This window comes from Collimonas fungivorans Ter331 (genome assembly GCF_000221045.1).
Lineage (GTDB): Bacteria > Pseudomonadota > Gammaproteobacteria > Burkholderiales > Burkholderiaceae_D > Collimonas > Collimonas fungivorans_A.
Map to the genome: position 1 here is coordinate 1,322,224 of NC_015856.1, position 20,862 is coordinate 1,343,085.

Annotated in this window: 21 protein-coding genes; 11 read left to right on the plus strand and 10 right to left on the minus strand. The window is 59.5% G+C overall.

From position 1 onward, the window contains the following. Positions 1-387: 387 nt before the first annotated feature. The gene (locus tag CFU_RS05850; RefSeq protein ID WP_014005116.1) at positions 388-1,257 is read left to right on the plus strand and encodes an MBL fold metallo-hydrolase; all 870 of its coding nucleotides are present in this window, start codon (positions 388-390) and stop codon (positions 1,255-1,257) included. 13 nt (positions 1,258-1,270) lie between these two features. Here the strand turns inward: CFU_RS05850 and CFU_RS05855 are convergent, their stop codons facing one another. The 6 genes from CFU_RS05855 to CFU_RS05880 form a co-directional block, all read right to left on the minus strand. After that, the gene (locus tag CFU_RS05855; RefSeq protein ID WP_014005117.1) at positions 1,271-1,870 is read right to left on the minus strand and encodes a DUF924 family protein; all 600 of its coding nucleotides are present in this window, start codon (positions 1,868-1,870) and stop codon (positions 1,271-1,273) included. Positions 1,871-1,877: 7 nt separating this feature from the next. Continuing rightward, positions 1,878-2,108, minus strand: coding sequence for an RNA-binding S4 domain-containing protein (locus CFU_RS05860; RefSeq protein WP_014005118.1), 231 nt, complete (start codon positions 2,106-2,108; stop codon positions 1,878-1,880). A gap of 26 nt (positions 2,109-2,134) precedes the next feature. Further along, positions 2,135-2,422 carry a hypothetical protein gene (locus tag CFU_RS05865; RefSeq protein ID WP_014005119.1) on the minus strand — a complete coding sequence of 96 codons (288 nt, stop codon included), beginning with the start codon at positions 2,420-2,422 and terminating at the stop codon, positions 2,135-2,137. Positions 2,423-2,432: 10 nt separating this feature from the next. Further along, positions 2,433-2,816 carry an MAPEG family protein gene (locus tag CFU_RS05870; protein ID WP_014005120.1) on the minus strand — a complete coding sequence of 128 codons (384 nt, stop codon included), beginning with the start codon at positions 2,814-2,816 and terminating at the stop codon, positions 2,433-2,435. A 39-nt stretch (positions 2,817-2,855) separates the two neighbouring features. Then, a complete protein-coding gene (gene ypfJ, locus CFU_RS05875) occupies positions 2,856-3,734 on the minus strand; it encodes a KPN_02809 family neutral zinc metallopeptidase (protein ID WP_014005121.1) in 879 nt (292 codons plus the stop codon). A gap of 89 nt (positions 3,735-3,823) precedes the next feature. Further along, a complete protein-coding gene (locus CFU_RS05880; protein WP_014005122.1) occupies positions 3,824-4,942 on the minus strand; it encodes an SDR family oxidoreductase in 1,119 nt (372 codons plus the stop codon). A gap of 502 nt (positions 4,943-5,444) precedes the next feature. On the opposite strand from CFU_RS05880, the gene CFU_RS05885 reads away from it, so the two are divergent. The 4 genes from CFU_RS05885 to CFU_RS05900 all read left to right on the plus strand — a co-directional run bounded on the left by CFU_RS05885 (position 5,445) and on the right by CFU_RS05900 (position 9,542). Beyond that, positions 5,445-7,934 (plus strand): acyl-CoA dehydrogenase, encoded by a 2,490-nt coding sequence (locus CFU_RS05885; RefSeq protein ID WP_041741373.1) that lies wholly within the window; start codon positions 5,445-5,447, stop codon positions 7,932-7,934. A gap of 40 nt (positions 7,935-7,974) precedes the next feature. Then, positions 7,975-8,511, plus strand: a complete 537-nt coding sequence (speG, locus tag CFU_RS05890; RefSeq protein WP_014005124.1) for a spermidine N1-acetyltransferase — start codon at positions 7,975-7,977, stop codon at positions 8,509-8,511. A 95-nt stretch (positions 8,512-8,606) separates the two neighbouring features. Continuing rightward, positions 8,607-9,176, plus strand: a complete 570-nt coding sequence (locus CFU_RS05895; protein WP_014005125.1) for a PadR family transcriptional regulator — start codon at positions 8,607-8,609, stop codon at positions 9,174-9,176. A 57-nt stretch (positions 9,177-9,233) separates the two neighbouring features. Further along, positions 9,234-9,542: a DUF3861 domain-containing protein gene (locus tag CFU_RS05900; protein ID WP_041741374.1), complete on the plus strand. Its 309-nt coding sequence runs from the start codon at positions 9,234-9,236 to the stop codon at positions 9,540-9,542. A 131-nt stretch (positions 9,543-9,673) separates the two neighbouring features. Here CFU_RS05900 and sbcB read toward each other — a convergent pair whose 3' ends face one another. Continuing rightward, on the minus strand, positions 9,674-11,107 hold the full coding sequence (gene sbcB, locus CFU_RS05905; RefSeq protein ID WP_014005127.1) for an exodeoxyribonuclease I: 1,434 nt from the start codon (positions 11,105-11,107) through the stop codon (positions 9,674-9,676). 349 nt (positions 11,108-11,456) lie between these two features. Here sbcB and CFU_RS05910 point away from each other — a divergent pair, with 349 nt between their 5' ends. Continuing rightward, a complete protein-coding gene (locus CFU_RS05910; RefSeq protein WP_425304699.1) occupies positions 11,457-11,630 on the plus strand; it encodes a DUF3563 family protein in 174 nt (57 codons plus the stop codon). A gap of 223 nt (positions 11,631-11,853) precedes the next feature. On the opposite strand, the gene CFU_RS05915 is transcribed toward CFU_RS05910, so the two are convergent. Further along, entirely contained in the window at positions 11,854-12,156 is a 303-nt protein-coding gene (locus CFU_RS05915) for an antibiotic biosynthesis monooxygenase family protein (protein WP_041741376.1), read from the minus strand. Between the two features lie 131 nt (positions 12,157-12,287). Between CFU_RS05915 and CFU_RS05920 the strand changes: the two genes are divergently transcribed. Beyond that, positions 12,288-12,806, plus strand: a complete 519-nt coding sequence (locus CFU_RS05920; RefSeq protein ID WP_041741377.1) for a hypothetical protein — start codon at positions 12,288-12,290, stop codon at positions 12,804-12,806. 343 nt (positions 12,807-13,149) lie between these two features. After that, positions 13,150-14,448, plus strand: a complete 1,299-nt coding sequence (locus tag CFU_RS05925; RefSeq protein WP_014005131.1) for a solute carrier family 23 protein — start codon at positions 13,150-13,152, stop codon at positions 14,446-14,448. Positions 14,449-14,532: 84 nt separating this feature from the next. On the opposite strand, the gene CFU_RS05930 is transcribed toward CFU_RS05925, so the two are convergent. Next, positions 14,533-14,856, minus strand: coding sequence for an XRE family transcriptional regulator (locus CFU_RS05930; RefSeq protein WP_041741378.1), 324 nt, complete (start codon positions 14,854-14,856; stop codon positions 14,533-14,535). A gap of 157 nt (positions 14,857-15,013) precedes the next feature. After that, the gene (locus CFU_RS05935) at positions 15,014-16,600 is read right to left on the minus strand and encodes a BCCT family transporter (RefSeq protein WP_014005133.1); all 1,587 of its coding nucleotides are present in this window, start codon (positions 16,598-16,600) and stop codon (positions 15,014-15,016) included. 230 nt (positions 16,601-16,830) lie between these two features. On the opposite strand from CFU_RS05935, the gene betI reads away from it, so the two are divergent. From betI to betA, 3 genes are all read left to right on the plus strand, one after another. Next, positions 16,831-17,469: a transcriptional regulator BetI gene (gene betI, locus CFU_RS05940; RefSeq protein ID WP_014005134.1), complete on the plus strand. Its 639-nt coding sequence runs from the start codon at positions 16,831-16,833 to the stop codon at positions 17,467-17,469. A 54-nt stretch (positions 17,470-17,523) separates the two neighbouring features. After that, the gene (gene betB / locus CFU_RS05945; protein ID WP_041741380.1) at positions 17,524-18,996 is read left to right on the plus strand and encodes a betaine-aldehyde dehydrogenase; all 1,473 of its coding nucleotides are present in this window, start codon (positions 17,524-17,526) and stop codon (positions 18,994-18,996) included. 72 nt (positions 18,997-19,068) lie between these two features. Beyond that, complete coding sequence (gene betA, locus CFU_RS05950; protein WP_041741381.1) at positions 19,069-20,742, plus strand: choline dehydrogenase; 1,674 nt, start codon at positions 19,069-19,071, stop codon at positions 20,740-20,742. The last annotated feature ends 120 nt before the right edge of the window (positions 20,743-20,862 follow it).

The following is a 20,862-nucleotide window of genomic DNA, read 5'->3' on the forward strand; positions in this document are numbered from 1 at the left end:
CTACTTACTTGGGTTTGTGTGAACCTGCTTGAATCTGCTTGTTTCCGGCCGAAACCTGGCGAGCGGATACGGTTTGCCGGGCGGCGATGGCGGCCTGTTAAAGATGGCAAGGCGGGAAGGCGCGGATAATGATGCTTGGCCGGCGCCTGGGTGGACTGACAGAAGTCAGGGATTGACCTTGGTTTACCAATTCTGTTAACAATGTGCGGTCAGGCTCGCGGCCGCGCTCTATCTTGTTTTGCTCCAGTGAAAATATCTGTTCAATCCAGGCATTGCCGCTTGCCCGCTACTTGTTTGATTGTTAATAATATAAGATGGCTTAGGCATTTGTCAATGTTGTATATGTTTATATATAGTTACGTATTGTTAAGTTGAGGATGCAGATAGATGGCAAGTCCACAAATAGAAGTCATTTTTGACGAGAACACCGCGACATTCACTTATGTGGTTTATGCCGCGGCGGGCAGCGAGTGCGCGATTATCGATTCGGTGCTGGATTACGATCCGGTCGCCGGCCGCACCTCAACCGCCGCGGCTGACCGCGTGATCGAATTCGTGCACCGCAGGAGCTTGAAGGTGCAATGGCTGTTGGAAACCCATGCCCATGCCGACCACATTTCGGCGGCGCCTTACCTGCGCCGGCGGCTGGGCGGTGCAATCGCCATCGGCGACCAGATCCAGGTGGTGCAGGGAGTATTCAAGAAAATCTTCAACCTGCAATCGGAGTTTTTGCTGGACGGGACCCAGTTCGACCATTTGTTCGCACCGGACGAGGTTTTCCATATCGGCGACCTGCGTGCGCAAGCGCTGCATGTCCCGGGCCATACGCCGGCCGACATGGCTTACCTAGTAGGGCAGGACGTCGCGTTTGTCGGCGACACGCTGTTCATGCCGGACCTCGGCACCGCGCGCTGCGATTTTCCCGGCGGCAGCGCCAGCGCCTTGTATCGGTCGGCAGGCAGGCTGCTCAGCTTGCCGCCGTCGACCCGGCTGTTCGTATGCCACGACTATCCACCTGATGGCCGGCACCCAGCCTGCGAGTCGACAGTCGCCGAGCAGCATGCAAAAAACATCCATGTGCGCGACGGCATCAGCGAAAGCGAATTCATCGCCATGCGCAACCAGCGCGACGCCACGCTGGCCTTGCCGACCCTGATGCTGCCTTCGATCCAGCTCAACATCTGCGCCGGCGTATTGCCGGCGGCGGAAGAGAACGGCGTGAGTTACTTGAAGATTCCCTTGAACGTCGCTTTGTAAAGCTGACAGGGTTTTAGAAAGACGATCCGGGCTGCTGCAGGAATTCCAGTTCTGCAGGCGTCGACTGCCGTTGCAGGATCTGGTTGCGGTGCGGGAAACGGCCAAAGCGCGCAATGATGTCGCGATGGCGGATGGCGAACGACAGGTAGCCGGCAAAACATTCCTTCTCGCCGGCCGCAACCTGCTCTACCAGCGCTGTGCCAAGCGCCACCGCCTGTTCCTGGTCTGGCAGCAGCTCCGAATGCGTCAGCGGCAAGTGCAGGAAGAGGCGTTCGATCGGCCGCAGCGCCATATAAAAATCCGTTTGCAAGCCCTTGCGGCAGAAGGCGCGCGCCAGCGTATCGAAGGCGAACGAGCGTGGCGTATTGCGGTACATATTGCGCGGGAACTGATCGGTCAGCAGGACCAGGGCAACTACGCCCTGCGGTGTGTTTTCCCAGTCCGCCAGCTGGTTTTTCTCGGCGGCCTGCACGGTCGTTTCAAAGCGCTGCCTGATCTGTAGATCGATGTCGGGGTTTTTGCCCCACCACAGGCCGGCTTGCTGGTTGGCCGTGGTGACATCGTCGGGACTGTCGCCAAACCAGAACTCCCTGATCGCCAGGATATTTTCCATCCGAAGGTCAGCCGCCGCTGCGCCGAGGCAGCACGTAGATGAGCAGATCGCCGATGGTGACTTTTTGGCCGGCCTGGATCTTGCAGGTCTTGCGCAGTTCGATCTTGCCGTCGACCGCAACTACGCCGCTGGCCACCAGCGCCTTGCCGGCGCCGCCGCTGTCGCACACGCCGGTCAGCTTGAGCAGTTGGTTGAGTTCGACGTAGTCGCTGTTGAGGCGTAGTTCCAGTTGTTGCATAGTATTCCGATGAAAATAAATAAATGTCAGGCGCTGGCCGTGCGGCTGAGCGCCAGCTGCGCCTGGTCCAGCCAGGCATGCAGGTGGTCCAGCAAATCCTGCTGGCTGAACGAGCAGCTTTCTTCAGTGAACAGGTTGCTGGCTTCCAGCCGCCCGAGAAAATTTTCCGCGACTTCCGCAAAACGCGGCGGCAGCGCCGACAGCAGCGCGGTTTGCGCGCGCCAGGCCTGGCACAGGGTTGCCACGGTGCTGCTCTTGTCCTGCAATGCGCTCAAAGCTTCGTGCAGCTGTTGGATAGTGTCTTGGTGCTGCATGATGTCACTTTTAATGCGTCAGTCCGGCCAGCACGAACAAGCCGATAGCGGACAGGAACGCAATGGACCACGCGGCCGAACGCAGGCTGGGACGGTCAGTCAGGTACAAGATAGTGTAGACGACGCGGGCGACGATGAATAATGCCGCCAGCAGATTGAGCATGTTTTGCGGCGCATGCACTTGCTGCGCAATGATCACGCCGGCGGCGAAAAACGGGAAGGCCTCGAAATGATTGCGGTGGGCGTAATCGGCACGGCGCCGCAGTCCCGACTGTTTCTCCAGCCAGGCGCGCGGTTCAGAGTTGTCAAAGTCAGGGCGGCCACGCTTGGCGAAGACGACCGTAAACAGCGGCATCAATCCGGCAATCAGTACGCACCAGTAGGCAATCGTCATGGAATTTTCTTGGTCCGGTTATAAGGTGGCACGCTGCAGCTAAAGCGTTTTGACTTCAAACGTATTGCAGGATTTGACTTCGCCGCTGCTGACGCCTTGCTTGAACCAGCGTACCCGCTGCGCCGAAGTGCCGTGGGTGAACGAATCAGGCACCACATATCCCTGCTCCTGTTTTTGCAGGGCATCGTCGCCGATCGCGGTGGCTGCGTTCAGGGCGCCTTCGACATCGCCCTGCTCCAGAATGCTGCGCGCCTGGTTGGCGTGGAAGGCCCAGACGCCGGCCAGGCAGTCGGCTTGCAATTCCAGCCGCACCGACATGGCGTTTGCCTGTGCTTTCGACATCTGGCGTTCGGCGCTGTTGACCTTGTCCATGATGCCCATCAGGTTTTGCACATGATGTCCGACTTCATGCGCGATCACGTAAGCCTGGGCAAATTCGCCGGAGACATGGAAGCGCTGCTGCATCAATTGATAAAAGCTGAGGTCGATGTATACCTTGCGGTCGCCGGGGCAATAAAAGGGGCCAGAAGCGGTCTGGCCGGTGCCGCAGGCAGTTTGCGTGGCGCCGGAAAACAGCACCAGGGTCGGCGCCGGATAGGTCTTGCCATTGGCGCGGAAAATCTGGGTCCAGACGTCTTCAGTATCGGCCAGCACGGTGCGCACGAACTTGGTCTGGCGGTCTTCCGCTGCCGGCGCGGTGCGGTTGGGAGCTTGCTGCGATTGCGGCTGGCTGACCGGCCCGCCGCTGAGCAGGCTCAGCACAGTGCTTGGGCTGACGCCGAAGAAATACGAAGCCACCAGGGCAATCGCGATAGTGCCGAGGCCAATGGAGCGTCCGCCGCCGAAACCACCGCCGCCGCCACCGTCGCTGCGGCGGTCTTCGACGTTGTCACTTTCCCGATTGCCTTCCCATTTCATGGCTGCTTCCCCTGTTGACTTTAGTAAGCAATTCTAACGGAATGGCCACGGATATAAACGCAAAACTACTGTGAGATATTGTAAAAAATCTACTTGAAGTCCCACTTCATCTGCTCTGCAATCGGGATGTGTTTTGCCGACTCGACGCAGAGCGCAAGGTAATCGGTGAACAGCGGGGCAGGGCGGATACCTTCGGCCAGCAGGTTTTCATTGTCAAATACATAATTCAGGCCGGCGAAAGCGCCATACAGCTTGAGCGCGCGCAGCAGCAGGCGGTCATTGCATTCGGGCACGCATTCACGCATGCGCGGCAACAGTGTGGCGATGGCGTCCGGCTTGATTTGCTTGTAAGTGGCGCCTATCGGTTCGATGCCGCGCGCCGCCGCCAGCGCCAGGTCGATTTCGCGGAACGATACGCTGGAGCCGAGGCCGGCCGAGATATGGAAAACGTTATGCGTCAGCGTTTCTTTCTGGGCCAGGTCGATGATGGCCTGGGCGCACCAGTCGACCGGCACTACGTCGACTTTTTCGTCGAGGGAGGTCGTCAGCGCGCCCAGCAGTTGCCAGACCATGAAGACCCAGAAGATGCTTTGCGAAGGGGCGCAGCCCAGCACGGTATGGCCGACAATGATCGACGGCCGGACATACACCACCGGCAGGTCCGGATAAGTGTCGCGCAATTTCTTTTCGCCCATGGCCTTGGAGCGGGTATAGGCCACCAGGTGTTCGTCGCCGAGCGGCAGATCGATCTGTTCTTTCACTACGGCGTTGATGCCGGCGCCTTCGCCGCAAGCCATGGCGGTGCCGATATACATGAAGCGTTTCAGGGCCGGCCGCCGGTGCATCAGCTTGCCGAGCGCCAAGGTGCCGTCGACATTGATTGTTTCGAGCAAAGGATGGTTCGAGAAAGTCGCCAGGGCGGCTGAATGGATCACCACCGACACCTGGTCCAGGCGCGGGTCGTTGCTGACCTTGTCGAGTTCCGACAAATCGCAGCAGAGGATTTGCTCGACGCCGATTTGCGCAACGTCGGCCGCGCTCGCGCCCAGCAGTTGCAGGTTTTCGATAACTCTGGCGTGCGCCGCGGCCGGGGTTTCCGCCCTTGCCAGCAGCAGCAGGTTCTTGCCCAGGCCGCGATGAATTGCCTCCACTGCATTGGCGCCACCTAAAAAGCCGGTCGCACCGGTCATCAACATTAAATTATTCATGAAAGGCGTGTGCTCTTGTAACTTTATCTGATATGGGTTGATGGCTGCTTGCTGGCTTGGGCTGGCGACGAGGTGTCCATGACGGCGAGGAGTTATTGGTTGTTATGTTCGGCGGCCTGTTTTTTTTGGACTTTTATGGCGCGCAGGTTCACAAGCAACGTAACGCGCGATTGTATAGTAAGGTTGACAAACGGATACAAAGATTTACAAAGGCTTTCATATTGCGAATATGACAGTGCTTATTTATTGTTAAATATTTACGTTAAATAATTTTTATATAACATTTAAATTTGCTTTTCGTGAACTTTCCTTAGCCAAAAAGTGACCAAAGGTTAAAGAATTACCGGGTTGCCGGGCCGCCGAGCCATTTGTCAGGCAAAGCTTTTGCCTGCGCTGCCCGTTCCACATCAAGTCCTGCCCCTGTCTTCATGATTGCGAGCGCATCCTGCCTCGATTGTGGCCAAGACGCGTTGCACGATGAATCGCCAAATTGGGAGTCAACATGTTCTATTGGATCGCAGCGCTGCTGGTCGGCGCTATGGCATTAATGCAGTTGCGCGCGAACGCGTGGATCTGGCTGCTGGCCATTCTGCTCTGGATCGGGGGCGGTTTCCGGTTTGCCGGGATCGGCGCACTGGCGGCAATACTGCTGTTGCTGCTGCTGGTGATCCCGACCTTGATCGTCGCGGTCAAGCCGCTGCGCTACGCCTTGCTGAGCCGCCCGATACTGAAAATATTCCAGCGCATCCTGCCGCGCATGTCGCAGACCGAGCGCGACGCCATCGAAGCAGGCACCACCTGGTGGGACGCCGAGCTGTTTTCCGGCAAACCGGCCTGGGACAAGCTGCTGCAGCTGCCGGCGCCGCAGCTGACGATTGAAGAGCAGGATTTTTTCGACAACGAAGTAGAACAGCTGTGCGGCCTGATCAGCGACTGGGAAAGCACCGAGGTGTGGCAGGACCTGTCGCCGCAAGCCTGGCAGTTCGTCAAGGAAAAAGGGTTTCTCGGCATGATCATTCCCAAGCAGTATGGCGGCAAGGAATTCTCCGCCTACATGCATTCGCAGGTGATCATGAAGTTGTCTTCGCACTGTTCGGCCGCGGCGATTTCGGTGATGGTGCCGAACTCGCTAGGCCCGGCCGAGCTGTTGCTGCAATACGGCACCGAAGTGCAAAAGGATTATTTCCTGCCGCGGCTGGCCGCCGGCGAGGAGATTCCCTGTTTTGCCTTGACCAGTCCTTACGCCGGTTCCGATGCGGCGGCGATCCCGGATATCGGCGTGGTGTGCACGGGCAGCTACGACGGCCAGGAAATGCTGGGCTTCCGGATTACCTGGGACAAGCGCTATATCACGCTGGGGCCGGTGGCGACGGTGCTGGGCCTGGCGTTCCGGGTGCACGATCCGGACCATTTGCTGGCGGCCGAGGGGTCAACTGATCGACCGACCGACCTCGGCATCACCTGCGCGCTGATCCCTACCAACCATCCCGGCGTGGTGACCGGCCGCCGCCATTGGCCCTTGAATGCGGTGTTCCAGAACGGACCGACTTCCGGCAAGGATGTGTTCATTCCGCTGGACTGGGTGATCGGCGGCCGCGACATGATCGGCAAGGGCTGGCGCATGCTGATGGAATGCCTGGCTGCCGGCCGCGCGATTTCCCTGCCGTCGTCCACGGTCGGCTTTTCCAAGCTGGCGGTGCGCGGCACCAGTGCCTACGTAGCGATGCGCCACCAGTTCAAGATCCCGATCGGCAAGTTCGAAGGCATCCACGAGATGCTGGCGCGCATGGGCGGCAACCTGTACCTGATGGATGCGGTGCGGCGGCTGTCGGCGCTGGCGGTGGATGCCGGCGAAAAACCTTCGGTGATTTCCGCCATCTCGAAATACCATGTGACCGAGCGCGGCCGGGTGCTGGTCAATGCCGGCATGGATGTATTGGGCGGCAAGGGCATTTGCATGGGGCCGAATAATTTCCTGGCGCGCAGCTACCAGCAGATGCCGATCGCGATTACGGTCGAAGGCGCAAATATCCTGACGCGCTGCCTGATCATTTTCGGCCAGGGCGCGATCCGTTGCCATCCTTATGTGCTGAAGGAAATGGCGGCTGCCGGCGAGGCTGACCAGGACCAGGCCCTGGCCGATTTCGACCAGGCATTCTTCGCCCATGTCAGCTTTGTGTTCGCCAATTTTTCACGGACCTTGCTGGCCGGACTGTCCAGCGGCAGCCTGCCAGCCGCGCCGAGCGCGGCGCCGCAGGAGCTGCGGCATTTCTACCGTGCGGTCAACCGCATGTCGGCTGCCTTCGCGCTGCTGAGCGACATGTCGATGTTTGTCATCGGCGGTTCGCTGAAATTCCGCGAGCGGATTTCCGGCCGCCTGGGCGACATCCTGTCGCAGCTGTACCTGGTGTCCAGCGTCCTCAAACGCTACGAGGACGACGGCCGGCCGCAGGAAGATTTGCCCTATGTGCATTGGGCGATCCAGGATTCCCTGCACCAGGCGCAGGAAGCTTACCTGGGCGTGCTGGAGAATTTCCCGAACCGTGTGTTGGCAGTGCTGCTGCGTTTCGTCGCCTTTCCTTTCGGACGGCCTTACCAGCTGCCGTCGGATGCGCTGGACAGCACGGTAGCCCGGATCATGCAAACCGACGGCGACAGCCGCGACCGCCTGACCGCCGGCATGCACATGCCGAATGTGGAACAGTCGCCGCATGCCTTCGGCGAGCTGGCGTTCCAGCTGATCCCGCAGGTGAATACGATTGAAGCGCGGCTCAAGCCGGCGATCCAGGCCGGTACGCTGCCGCCTTTGCCGCAAAGCCTGATCGAGATGCAGTACTGGGTAGCGGCAGCAGCGGCCAGCGGTGACATCACGGAAGCCGAGCAGCAGGTCTTGCACGATTTTGCGCGCTTTGGCGATATCAGCGTGCAGGTGGATGATTTTCCGCAGGATTTCAACCTGCTGGAAGCGGCGCAAAAACGCGCGCAGTCTTGAGCGGTAACCATGGAATTTGCAACAAATAAGAAAGAAAACAATGACTACCCTAGTGCAACCGGGCCTGAAACTGCGGCCACTGGAGCGTAACGACCTGCACTTTGTGCATCAGCTCGACAATAACAGCCACATCATGCGTTATTGGTTCGAAGAGCCCTACGAAGCTTATGTCGAACTGGTGCAATTGTATGACCAGCACGTCCACGACCAAAGCGAACGGCGCTTCATCCTGGAAAGCGACAACGGCGAGATGGTGGGGCTGGTGGAGCTGGTCGAGATTACCCATATCCACCGGCGCGCGGAATTCCAGATCATCGTCGCGCCTGGCGCCCAGGGCAAGGGTTATGCCGAGCGCGCCACCCGGCTGGCGATCGAATATGCCTTCTGCGTGCTCAACTTGTACAAGCTCTATCTGTATGTCGACAAGGAAAACCACAAAGCCATCCATATTTACCAAAAATGCGGGTTCGAACTGGAAAGCGAGCTGAAAAGCGAGTTTTTCATCAATGGCGTGTATCGGGACGCCATCCGCATGTGCATGTTCCAGCCCGAATATCTGGCCAAACGCGGGCGCTGAAGGTTTTCAAGCTGCGCCCGGGTATTGAAATTTCCTTGACTTAGCAATTTCTAAGATATATCTTAGTGTCTCATTCAATGAGATAAGGAAGAAACATGTTTGGACATAGAAGAGGCTGCGACCACAGCCGTATGCACCAAGGTCATGAAAGGCAACATCGCGGCGGCGGCCTGTTTGAACGGGGCGGGCGGCGCGAAGGCGGGCGCGGCGGACGGATGTTTGAACAGGGCAGCTTGCGCCTGGTCATCCTCAAGCTGCTGCAAGAAAAGCCACGCCATGGCTACGAAGTCATCAAGGCGATCGAAGAACTGGTCGGCGGCGATTACAGCCCCAGCCCGGGCGTGATCTATCCGACTTTGACATTGCTGGAAGAACTGGGTTACACGGCGATCGAAGCGGAAACCGGCGGCAAGAAACTGTATCGCATCACAGCGGAAGGCAGCGCGTTCCTGGCTGAAAACAGCGAAGCCCTGGCCCTGGCGCTGCAACGCCTGGAAACCGCACAGCGCGCGTCCGGCAGTTCAGCGCCGGAGCTGCGGCGAGCGATCCAGAATTTTCGGATGGCATTGCATACAAGGCTGGAAAAGGGCGAACTCAGCCAGGATCAGATCCACGCCATCGTCGATGCCATCGACCTGGCAGCCGTGAAAATCGAACGTATCTGAAACAAGCCGTCATCGCCGCAACAGGCAATAGCAAGTCGTTTGAAAGAAGGAGTAGCCATGCGTGAATACCGTTACCGCATCACCCTGGAACATCTGGCGACGCCAAAACAAGGCGAGCCGACCCATGCCGCCATCAGTTTTGACACCGGCAACCACGACGACCTGTTCACGATCGTCGACAAGGTGCGCAGCAAAGGCCAGTTTGACGCTGACACTGCCGCCTCGCTGGCGCTGGGTTTGAAGCTGTTCACCGAAGTGATGCTGAAAAATCGCGGCCACCCGTTGTTCGCGGACATCAGCCAGCCCATGCGCGATTTTATCCAGAAGCTGAAAGCGCAGCCGCAGGTGACAGAAGCAGAGAATTGACAAGAGACCCGAGCGGGACGCCGCCCGGGAGATGAAGATACGCGGGGCCAGGATAATTTTCGTGCAAGAGAAAATTATCCTGGCCCCGCTTTATATGGGCAGCCCTGGCGCAACAAGCCAGCGGCAAATGGCTATTCGCGCGCCGGCGCGATCATCTCTGCATAGTCATACAGCGCGCCGAGGATTTCTTCGCCGCGCTCGTCGGCCGTTTCCGACAGCTGGTCTATCTCCTCAAACAGCATGTCGACCGTGCGCGCCTTGCCTTCGCCGTCGAACAGGCGGGCGGCGCGGTGTTCGTCCCAACGTTCCTGTTCTTCTGGTGTCAGGGTGTCGGGGAAATTGCGGGCGCGGTAGCGGAAGGCCAGTTCTTCCAGGCGCTGGTCGTCAAAACTGACGCGGGCCGCCGCCAGTTTTTGCGGCGGCATGGCGCGCAAGTCATTTAGCTTGCGCCTGTCGTTGTTGCCGACAAAACCGCCGTACAAGTCTTCATCGACATCGCTTGCCGCTTCCTCCGGACGCTGGAATACCTGGCGCCACAGGCCGCTGAGGTCAGGGGCTTGCGCTGCAATTTCCGCATGGCGCAACGCCAGCGGGATATCTATACCCCAGCGCGTGGTCATGTCGGCCGAGAGGGTTTGCAGCTTGTTGATCACCATCGGCGATTTGTTCAGGTGCACCGATTTCAAGGGCAGGCGCGTTACGCCTTCCGGCAGGTCGGCGGACTTGCTGAACAGCCGGGTGCGCACGGTATCGGCATCCAGGGAAAACAGCTCGCTGGGATCGAACGCCAGGTCCCAGGCCAGTATTTCGTTCTTGTTGGTGGGATGCACGCCGAGCGGCCACATAACGGCCAGGCAGCCCTGCTCGGCCGGGAACATGCCGGAAATATGCAGGAACGGCCGCGGCGTCGGCAAGCCGATTTCAGCGCCGGCGCGGTCTTTCTTGTGCAGCGCCAGGCAAAAATCGAACAGTTTCGGCTGGTGTTGCCGGATCAGGCGCGCCAGCGCAATGGTCGCCCGCACGTCGGACAGCGCGTCATGCGCCGCTTCGTGGCTGAGGCCGTTGGCCTTGGTCAGCAGTTCAAGGCGGAAACTGGGCCGTCCTTCGTCGTTGACCGGCCATTGGATGCCCTCCGGCCGCAAGGCATAGGCGGTGCGCACCACGTCCAGGATATCCCAGCGGCCGCACTGGTTCTGCCATTCGCGCGCATAGGGATCGATCAGGTTGCGCCAGAACAGGAAACGGGTGACCTCGTCGTCGAAGCGGATCGTGTTGTAGCCGACGCCGATTGTGCCGGCTTCGGAAAACGCTTTTTCGATCTGGGCCGCGAACTGGTATTCGGGAATACCTCGCTCCAGGCATTGCTGCGGCGTGATGCCGGTGATCAGGCAGGATTGCGGATCCGGCAGAAAGTCATTTGCTGGTTGGCAATACAACATGATCGGCTCGCCGATCTCATTCAGTTCGGCATCCGTGCGGATCGCCGCAAATTGGGCCGGGCGGTCGCGTCGCGGCTGGACGCCGAAAGTTTCGTAGTCGTGCCAGAGGAAGGTATGCGTGGACATTGGGGATCGGTTGCTTGCTTAGGTGCGTGGTTAAGTGCTGAATAAGGACAGGAAGTGCAGCAGTTTACAGTCATCCTTCCAAGCCTGTATAGCAGTTTTACAACGCTTTAGGCCAAATCGTAAGTTGGCTCCAAATAGGGCTTTTAGCCCCTTAAATTCACAAAACTGATAACAGCTATTGGCAATCGAAATTGGATAATTAATGGGGAAAGACTATTCTGATTGTGCGACGCAACAATTGGCTTGCGGTGAACGCAAAACGAAAGAGGAATACATCATGTCTACAATGACCATCAGCAACAGTCCTAGCATTTCCCGTCCAGCAGCTTCGGTACAAACTGCCGGCGTCTTGACCAGCATCGCCGCTTTTTTCAAGCGTGTCGGCACTGCCTACGAGCGTTCGGAAGCAGCACGCAAGGAAGCTTACCTGGCAGAAGCCGTCGACCTGTACGACCTGGAATACCGCATGCAACGCCTGGACCGTGAAAGCGCCCAGACTGCAGCGTGGATCAAGGGTTTCTAAGCATCGCGTCGAGTATTACGGCAGTTCAGCGCCGGCAGCAGGCTACAAGTGTGTTTGCAGCCAGAAGTAGTTTCAGTATCCAGCAGTAATTTGCTGCAGTAGTTCGTCTATATCGCTGCGTAGCAGTCGGGCATCCCGCCGGCATTGGCCGTCAGAACGGGTTGCCCTGCTGCTCACACAGTGCATGTCTTGTCACACCTATCTCAGTTATAAGTTCAGTGCTTCAGTGAGATTGCGTCAACAGCGTGAAATGCTCGACGGTCGGCGCCACGGCAAAAAACGGCCCGACCAGCGCACGCCATTCGGCAAATGCCGGCGATTCGCGAAAATCCACCGTATGGTTTTCCAGCGTTTCCCAGGAAATCGTCAGCACGTAACGTTCCGGCGACTCAATTCCCTTATGTATCTTGAAACCGGCAAATCCTTTGGCCTTGCTGATGACTTGTTCGATGCCGCGCTGGATGGCGGCGTCGAATTCCTGTTGTTTGCCTGGCTGGATGCGGATATCGGCTAATTCGAGAATCATGGTGGTTCCATCGTTGTTGGTTGGCGGAACGGGAATTGTCGCATTTTTAGCCAAATCAGGCGCCAATCAACCTTTGTGGATTCTGCACTCATTGACTATGCTGAATGTATACACAGTCACAGGAGGCCATCATGTTGGGTAGACAACGACTTTATTTCATGTTGCCGGACGTTTCCAGTGCACGCAGCACGCTCGACGAGTTGCTGCTGGCCAGGGTAGGGATTCGGAACATTCACTTCTGGGCTGCGGATGGCAAACTGCCGGCGGATATGCCTGAGGCCAATGTGCTCCATAAGACCGACCTTGCCAACGGCGCTGAGATCGGTCTGCTGGCAGGCGGCTTGATCGGTTTGTTGCTGGGCATGTGGCTGGTGTATTTTCCGCCCGAGTGGGTGCACCTGAACTGGCTGGCGCTGGTAGCGCTGACGCTGGCCGGCGCGGTGCTGGGCAGCTGGATGTCGGGCATGGCGGCGGCAGCGTTGCCCAATTCCCGCCTGAAAGCTTTCCATGCCGGGATCGACGAGGGCAAGATACTGCTGCTGGTCGACGTGCCTTTCAAACGGGTGCCGGCGATAGAGCAGTTGATTGAAAAGCGTCACCCGGAAGCGGCTTTCTCTGGCGTCGAAAAGCATCTTCCCGTCTTCCCGTAATTGCATCGGACTAGCGACAAAAAAACACCGGCTACCGCGCCGGTGTTTTTTTATGCGGCGTTTTGCGTGAATCTTTATGTAAACCGCAATACATTTCTTCCTCGCCGCGATTGTTATTTTGCGGCGGGCTTCGTACACTAGTGTCGTGTCTCGCCTCCCCTGCCGGTATCTCACTTGTCCTTGACCCGTATCGCGTCGTTGCGCCTCGTCGCCATAGCCCCGCTATGTCTCCTCGGCGCGCCTAGCGCTACGGGCCAAAGCCGGCGCGATATACCGGCAGGGGAGGNGAGACACGACACTAGCTTCCGGTAAAAAAACAAAACTACAATCAGAGAGGAAATTCATGGCGGCTTCTTATTTTCCCAAATGGCGCCTGCGCGCCAGCACTGCGGACGGGCAGGGCCAGGTCATCGCAGCCGACGAGCGTTTGCCGTGGCCGCAGACTTTCGCCATGGGGGTGCAGCACGTGGTGGCGATGTTCGGTTCGACCGTGCTGGCGCCGCTGCTCATGGGTTTCGATCCGAACCTGGCGATTTTCATGTCGGGCATCGGCACCTTGCTGTTCTTCGTGCTGGTCGGCGGTCGGGTGCCGAGCTACCTCGGCTCCAGCTTTTCGTTCATCGGCCTGGTCATCGCGGTCAGCGCTTACGGCGGCCACGGCCTTAATCCCAACCTCGGGGTGGCGCTGGGCGGCATCATTGCCTGCGGCGTGCTGTACGCGCTGATCGGCCTGCTGGTGATGGCGATCGGCACGCGCTGGATCGAAACCCTGATGCCGCCGGTAGTTACCGGCGCGGTGGTGGCAGTGATCGGCTTGAACCTGGCGCCGATTGCGATCAAGGGCGTCAGCGGCAACAACTTCGATGCCTGGATGGCGCTGGGGACGGTGTTGTGCGTAGGCGGCGTCGCCGTGTTTGCGCGCGGCATGCTGCAGCGCCTGCTGATCCTGGTCGGCCTGATGCTGGCCTATGTGATTTATGCGGTGCTGACCAATGGCGCCGGCCTTGGCAAGCCGATCGATTTCGGCATGGTTGCGCAAGCCGCCTGGTTCGGCATCCCGCATTTCTCGGCGCCGGTATTCAAGGCCGATGCGATGGCTTTGCTGGCGCCGGTTGCGATCATCCTGGTGGCGGAAAATCTTGGCCATATCAAGGCGGTAGCCGCCATGACCGGGCAGAACCTCGACAAGTACATGGGCCGCGCTTTTGTCGGCGACGGCCTGGCGACCATCGTATCGGGCAGCGTCGGCGGCACCGGCGTCACCACTTACGCCGAGAATATCGGCGTGATGGCGGTCACCAAGATTTATTCGACGCTGGTGTTTGTGGTGGCAGCTTGCCTGGCGATCATCCTTGGTTTCTCGCCGAAGTTCGGCGCCGTGATCCAGACCATTCCTGGCGCGGTGCTGGGCGGCGTATCGATCGTGGTGTTCGGCCTGATCGCGGTATCGGGCGCACGCATCTGGGTTGAAAACAAGGTCGACTTTTCCAACAACCGCAACCTGATCGTTGCCGCCGTGACGCTGGTGCTGGGCGCCGGCGACTTTACCTTGAAGCTTGGCCAGTTCTCGCTAGGCGGCATCGGCACCGCGACTTTCGGCGCGATCATCCTGCATGCTTTGCTGAGAGAGAGGAAAGCATAGCGAAGGACTGCGTCCTCATGCCATAAGAATTTTGTCATGCGCCAGCCTCCCGGTTATCGACCGGATGGCTGGCGCAGATCTGAATCAGGTCTCAGAGAATTCCAGTGCCGTGAAATTCTTGATCGTTACTGCTCCACTAGGAAATCTGGCAATGATTTCCAGCTCTCCGTGCATTGCCTCAATGTGGGCGCGCAACGAGGAAATATACATGTCGGCGCGCCATTCAAGCTTCGCAATCGCCGGCTGTTCGATATGCAGTAGTGCGGCCAGGGCCTTTTGCGACAGGCCGCGAGCGCGCCGCAGTTCATGCAAAGGCATTTCCCGGATCAGGGCCTCGAATTTCGCGTCCGAACGCGCACGCGAGGCGGGCGACATTTTTTCCGCCAGTTCGACGAATTTTCTAACCATCTGACAGTCCTTTCTTTCGTAATGCTGAATGTTTAGGAATTTTTCGGACAAAAAAACGACCCGGCACAGACGTGGACGGGTCGTTAAGTCTAAATCAACACTGCATGCAGGGAATTCTTAAAATCCCGTCTATGGGGGATTGCAGCAATACGCCCAGCTAGGTTCGTCTGGCCACTCGCGCCACGGCTTTTGCCGTTGTCGCGGGGTTGAATTCCAAACGCAGGCTCTTCATCAGGCACACCATGTACAGCACCAGCACCACCGAAAACGGCAGCGACGCCAGCACGATCGTGGTTTGAATCGCGCTGATGTTATCTGCAAACATCAGGCCGACCGTCACCGCCATGATCAGCGCCGACCAGAAAATCCGCAGCCAGTGCGGCGCATCGGCATCGCTGTCACTGCGGCTGCCGCGCACCGACAAGTTGGCCAGCATCACGGCGCCGGAGTCGGCTGGCGTCAGGAACAGCACGAAGCCGACGAAAATCGCTACGCCTGACATGGCCGTGCCAAACGGGTAGTGCGCCAGCAGCTTGTACATGGTCATGGCCGGCTGCTCCAGCGCGGTACGGCTCAGTTCGGTAGCGCCGTGGTTGATCAGCAGGTCGAGGGCGCTGTTGCCGAATACCGACAGCCATACCAGGGTGAACGCCAGCGGCAGCAGCAATACGCCGGTCACCACTTCGCGGATGGTGCGGCCGCGCGAGATGCGGGCAATGAAGAGGCCGACGAATGGCGCCCAGGAAATCCACCAGGCCCAGTAGAACAGGGTCCATTTGCCGAGCCAGTCGCTAGGCCGGTCATAGGCATACAGGTCAAAAGTCTTGCCGACGAAATTGCCGATGTAGTCGCCCAGGTTCTGGATCATGGCGTTCAGCAGGTGCAGCGTCGGCCCCATCGACAGCGCAAAAATCAGCAGGCCGGCAAACAGCACGACATTCAGGTTCGACAGGCGGCGGATGCCGACTTCGACGCCGGAGATCGCCGCCAGCGTCGCCACTATCGTCATCACGATGATCACCGCCAGCAGCGTGCTGTGGCTGTTTTGCAAGCCGAACAGGTGTTCCAGGCCGGCGCTGATCTGCAGCGACCCTATGCCGAGGTTGCTGACCAGGCCCAGCACGGTCACCACGATGCCGAAGCAATCGACGGCGTGGCCGGCGGCGCCGTGGACGCGCTCGCCGAGCAGCGGGTAGAGAGCGGTGCGCAAAGCCAGCGGCTGCTTGTGGCGATAGGCGAAGTAGCCCAGCGCGACGGCGATCAAGGCATAGATGGCCCAGCCGTGCAGGCCCCAGTGTAGGAAGGTCAGCGTCATCGCCTGGCTGGCCGCCGCCGGCGTTGCCGCCGCGCCTTGCGGCGGATACAGGTAATGCGTCAAGGGTTCCGAGGCGCCGAAGTACAGCAGGGAGATGCCGATGCCGGACGAGAACAGCATGCCGGCCCAGGCGCCGTAGCTGAAGGCGGGCTGTTCGTCGTCCGCCCCCAGTTTTATCTTGCCGTAAGGCGATACCGCCAGCCAGATGATGAAGCCGAGGTAAGCGGCCACTACCAGCATGTAGTACCAGCCGAAGCTGTTGGCCAGGGTCACCTGCGCGCTCGACAGCCAGGCGGTCGATGCCTGCGGGAAGGCGATGATGACGATGGTGAAGGCGATGATCAGCAGCGCTGACGAGAAAAAGACCGGGCGGTTGAGCCTGGTAGTGTTCGCCGGCTGGGCGGCGACGACGGCGGCAGCGGCGCTCATTTGGTCTGCCCGCAGTGCATAGCTGAATGACCTGATCGTCTCATTGTTTGTATTTGATGTTGCATTTAAATAAACCTCATTCCGATTCTATTGCCGGCTTCTGACTTGATGTTGTTTTTAAAAAGAAAACACTTATTGCTGTTGAGAGCCTAAACTTAAATTGATTGAACGTCCAATCAATTTAAATTATACTGAATTCAGGCAGCGGATGGGCAGGCCGCTTTCCGCGAATGTTTTGGGAGAGTGCGTTGAGGAAAAGAAACGAGATGCTGCCGCTGCGCCGCAAGCAGCTGATCCAGGCTACGCTGGAAGTAATAGACCGGGTTGGGCTGGCGGACGCAACCATTGCGCTGATCGCCAAACAAGCCGGTTTGTCGACCGGCATCATCAGCCATTATTTCGGCGACAAGAGCGGTTTGCTGGAAGCCACCATGCGCCAGATCCTGCGCGATTTGCGGGAGGACACCATGCGCCGCCGCGGCGAACTGGCGCAAGACAGCGCAGCGGCGCATTTGCGCGCCATCGTCGACGCCAACTTCAACGACAGCCAGGTCAGCGGCCCTGTCATGAAAACCTGGCTGGCATTCTGGTCGTCCAGCATGCACCAGGAATCGCTGCGCAGGCTGCAGCACGTGAATGACCAGCGCCTGCGCTCCAACCTGTGCTGCCAGTTCCTGCGCGAACTGCCGCTGCCACAGGCGCGCCAGGCCGCACGCGGCCTGGCCGCGATGATCGACGGCTTGTGGCTGCGCGGTTCGTTGTCCGGCACGGCCTTCGACGCCGACGCCGCCCGGCAGCTGGCCTATGAATACCTGGATTACCAACTGGCGAAGAAAAGCGATGCCGCTGCAAACGCCGCAACGACCTGATCTAGCGGCCTGATCTTTGACCTATCTGACAGCAACCCATTGAGGAGAATCACCATGCCTGTTTTCAAGCAACAGCAACTGTATATCGGCGGCCGCCGGGTCGATGCCGGCGGCAGCGATACTTTCCAGACCATCAATCCTGCCAATGGCGAAGTGCTGGCGGAAGTCCAGCGCGCCACCAAGGCCGACGTCGACCGCGCCGTCGCCAGCGCGCAAGAAGGGCAGCGCGTATGGGCCGCGCAAACCGCCATGCAGCGTTCGCGCGTATTGCGCCGTGCGGTAGCCATCCTGCGTGAACGCAATGATGAACTGGCCGAACTGGAAACCCTGGATACCGGCAAGGCGCTGTCGGAAACGCGCGCAGTCGACATCGTCACCGGCGCCGACGTGCTGGAATACTATGCCGGCCTGGTGCCGTCGATCGAAGGCACGCAGATTCCCTTGCGCGAAAGCTCGTTTGTCTACACCCGCCGCGAGCCGCTGGGGGTAGTGGCCGGCATCGGCGCCTGGAACTATCCGATCCAGATCGCCTTGTGGAAATCGGCGCCGGCGCTGGCGGCCGGCAACGCGATGATTTTCAAGCCGAGCGAAGTGACGCCGCTGAGCACGCTCAAGCTGGCCGAGATATACACCGAGGCAGGTTTGCCGGACGGCGTCTTCAATGTGCTGACCGGCAGCGGCCGCGAAGTCGGCACCTGGCTGACCGAACATGCCGGCATCGAGAAGATTTCGTTCACGGGCGGCACCGCCACCGGCAAGAAAGTCATGGCCAGCGCCTCCAGCTCGACCTTGAAGGACGTGACCATGGAACTGGGCGGCAAGTCGCCGCTGATCGTGTTCGCCGATGCCGACCTGGAGCGTGCCGCCGATGTCGCCGTGATGGCCAATTTCTACAGCTCAGGCCAAGTGTGCACCAACGGCACTCGGGTATTCGTACACAGCTCGATCAAACAGGCATTCGAAGCCAAGGTGCTGGAACGGGTCGCGCGCATCCGTCTCGGCAATCCGCTCGAGATGAACACCAATTTCGGCCCGCTGGTCAGTTTCCCGCATATGGACAGTGTGCTGTCTTACATCGAATCCGGCTTGGCCGAGGGCGCGCGCCTGCTGATCGGCGGCAAGCGCGAAGTCAGCGGCGCCTATGCCAGCGGCGCTTATGTGCAGCCGACCGTGTTCACCGACTGCCGCGACGACATGAAGATCGTGCGCGAAGAAATCTTCGGACCGGTGATGAGCATTCTTTCCTTCGATGAAGAAGACGAAGTCATCCGCCGCGCAAACGACACCGAGTACGGCCTGGCGGCAGGCCTGATGACGGAAAACCTGAGCCGGGCGCATCGCGTCATCCATCAGCTGGAAGCCGGCATCTGCTGGATCAACACCTGGGGCGAATCGGCGGCAGAGATGCCGGTCGGCGGCTACAAGCAATCCGGCGTCGGCCGCGAAAACGGCTTGACCACGCTGGAACACTACACCCGCATCAAATCGATCCAGGTCGAGCTGGGCGCATATACCTCGGTGTTCTGAGCGCCGCTTTAACGCCAGCACCTGTGTCTCACAACGATGCCGCCGAGCCGGCATCGGCAAGGAAGGATCACCATGCAGCAAGCAAAAGAATACGACTACATCATCATCGGCGCCGGTTCGGCCGGCAACGTCCTGGCTACGCGCCTGACTGAAGACGCGGATACCAGCGTGCTGTTGCTGGAAGCCGGCGGCCCCGACTACCGCTTCGATTTCCGCACCCAGATGCCGGCGGCGCTGGCGTTTCCGCTGCAAGGGCGGCGTTATAACTGGGCTTATGAAACCGATCCTGAACCGCACATGAACAACCGCCGCATGGAATGCGGCCGCGGCAAGGGCCTGGGCGGTTCGTCGCTGATCAACGGCATGTGCTACATCCGCGGCAATGCGCTGGATTACGATCACTGGGCCAAGCGGGAAGGGCTGGAAAACTGGTCTTACCTGGATTGCCTGCCGTACTTCAAGAAAGCCGAAACGCGCGACATCGGCGGCAACGATTACCACGGCGGCGACGGCCCGCTCAGCGTGACCACGCCGAAGAGCGGCAACAATGTGCTCTACCATGCGATGGTGGAGGCCGGCGTCCAAGCCGGTTATCCGCGCACCGACGACCTCAACGGCTACCAGCAGGAAGGTTTTGGTCCGATGGACCGCACCACCACGCCGCGAGGGCGGCGCGCCAGCACTGCGCGCGGTTACCTGGACCAGGCGCGGGCGCGGCCCAACCTGACCATCGTCACCCACGCTTTGACGGACCGCATACTGTTTTCCGGCAAGCGCGCCGTCGGCGTCGCCTACCTGCATAACGACCAGCCGCAGACTGCGCAAGCGCGGCGCGAAGTGCTGCTCTGTTCCGGCGCGATCGCTTCGCCGCAAATCCTGCAGCGCTCCGGCGTCGGCCCGGCTGCGCTGCTGCGCCAGCACGATATTCCGGTGGTGCTGGACTTGCCTGGCGTCGGCGCCAACCTGCAGGACCACCTGGAAATTTACCAGCAGTACGAATGCAAGCAGCCGGTCTCGCTGGCGCCGGCGTTGAAACCTTGGAACCAGCCGCAAATCGGCGCCGAGTGGCTGCTGATGGGAACCGGCATCGGCGCCAGCAATCAGTTCGAAGCCGGCGGTTTCATCCGCAGCGACGACAGTTTCGAATGGCCGAACATCCAGTATCACTTCCTGCCGGTAGCGATCAACTACAACGGCAGCAATCCGATCAGGGTGCACAGCTTCCAGGCGCACATGGGATCGATGCGTTCGCCCAGCCGCGGCCGTATCCACCTGCGCTCGAAAGATCCGCGCCAGCATCCGAGCATTCTGTTCAACTACATGTCGACCGAACAGGATTGGCAGGAATTCCGCAACGGCATCCGCATCACGCGCGACATCATCGCGCAGCAGGCATTGTCGGCCTATGCCGGACGCGAGATTTCACCTGGCGTCCAGGTGCAGACAGATGCCGAACTGGATGCTTTCGTGCGCCAGCACGCGGAAACCGCTTTCCACCCGTCCTGCTCCAACGCCATGGGCTACGACGAGATGGCGGTAGTGGATAACCAGGGGCGGGTGCACGGCATGGAAGGCCTGCGGGTGGTGGATGCATCGATCATGCCGCTGATTACCACCGGCAACCTGAATGCGCCGACCATCATGATCGCGGAAAAAATCGCCGACTGCATCCGCGGCCGGCAACCGCTGGCGCGGCTGGAAGTGCCTTATTACGTCGCTGGCGGCAAGCCGGCGCGACAGGGCTGACCCGAGTTTCGATTGCGGCGGCGACTCGGCAGATGCCGCCGTCACCTGCCGTCTGCAGACCAGGTTAGCCGTCGGGCCGACCTGGATCTTGTCGTTGCGTTGCGCCAGTTGTTATAGGCG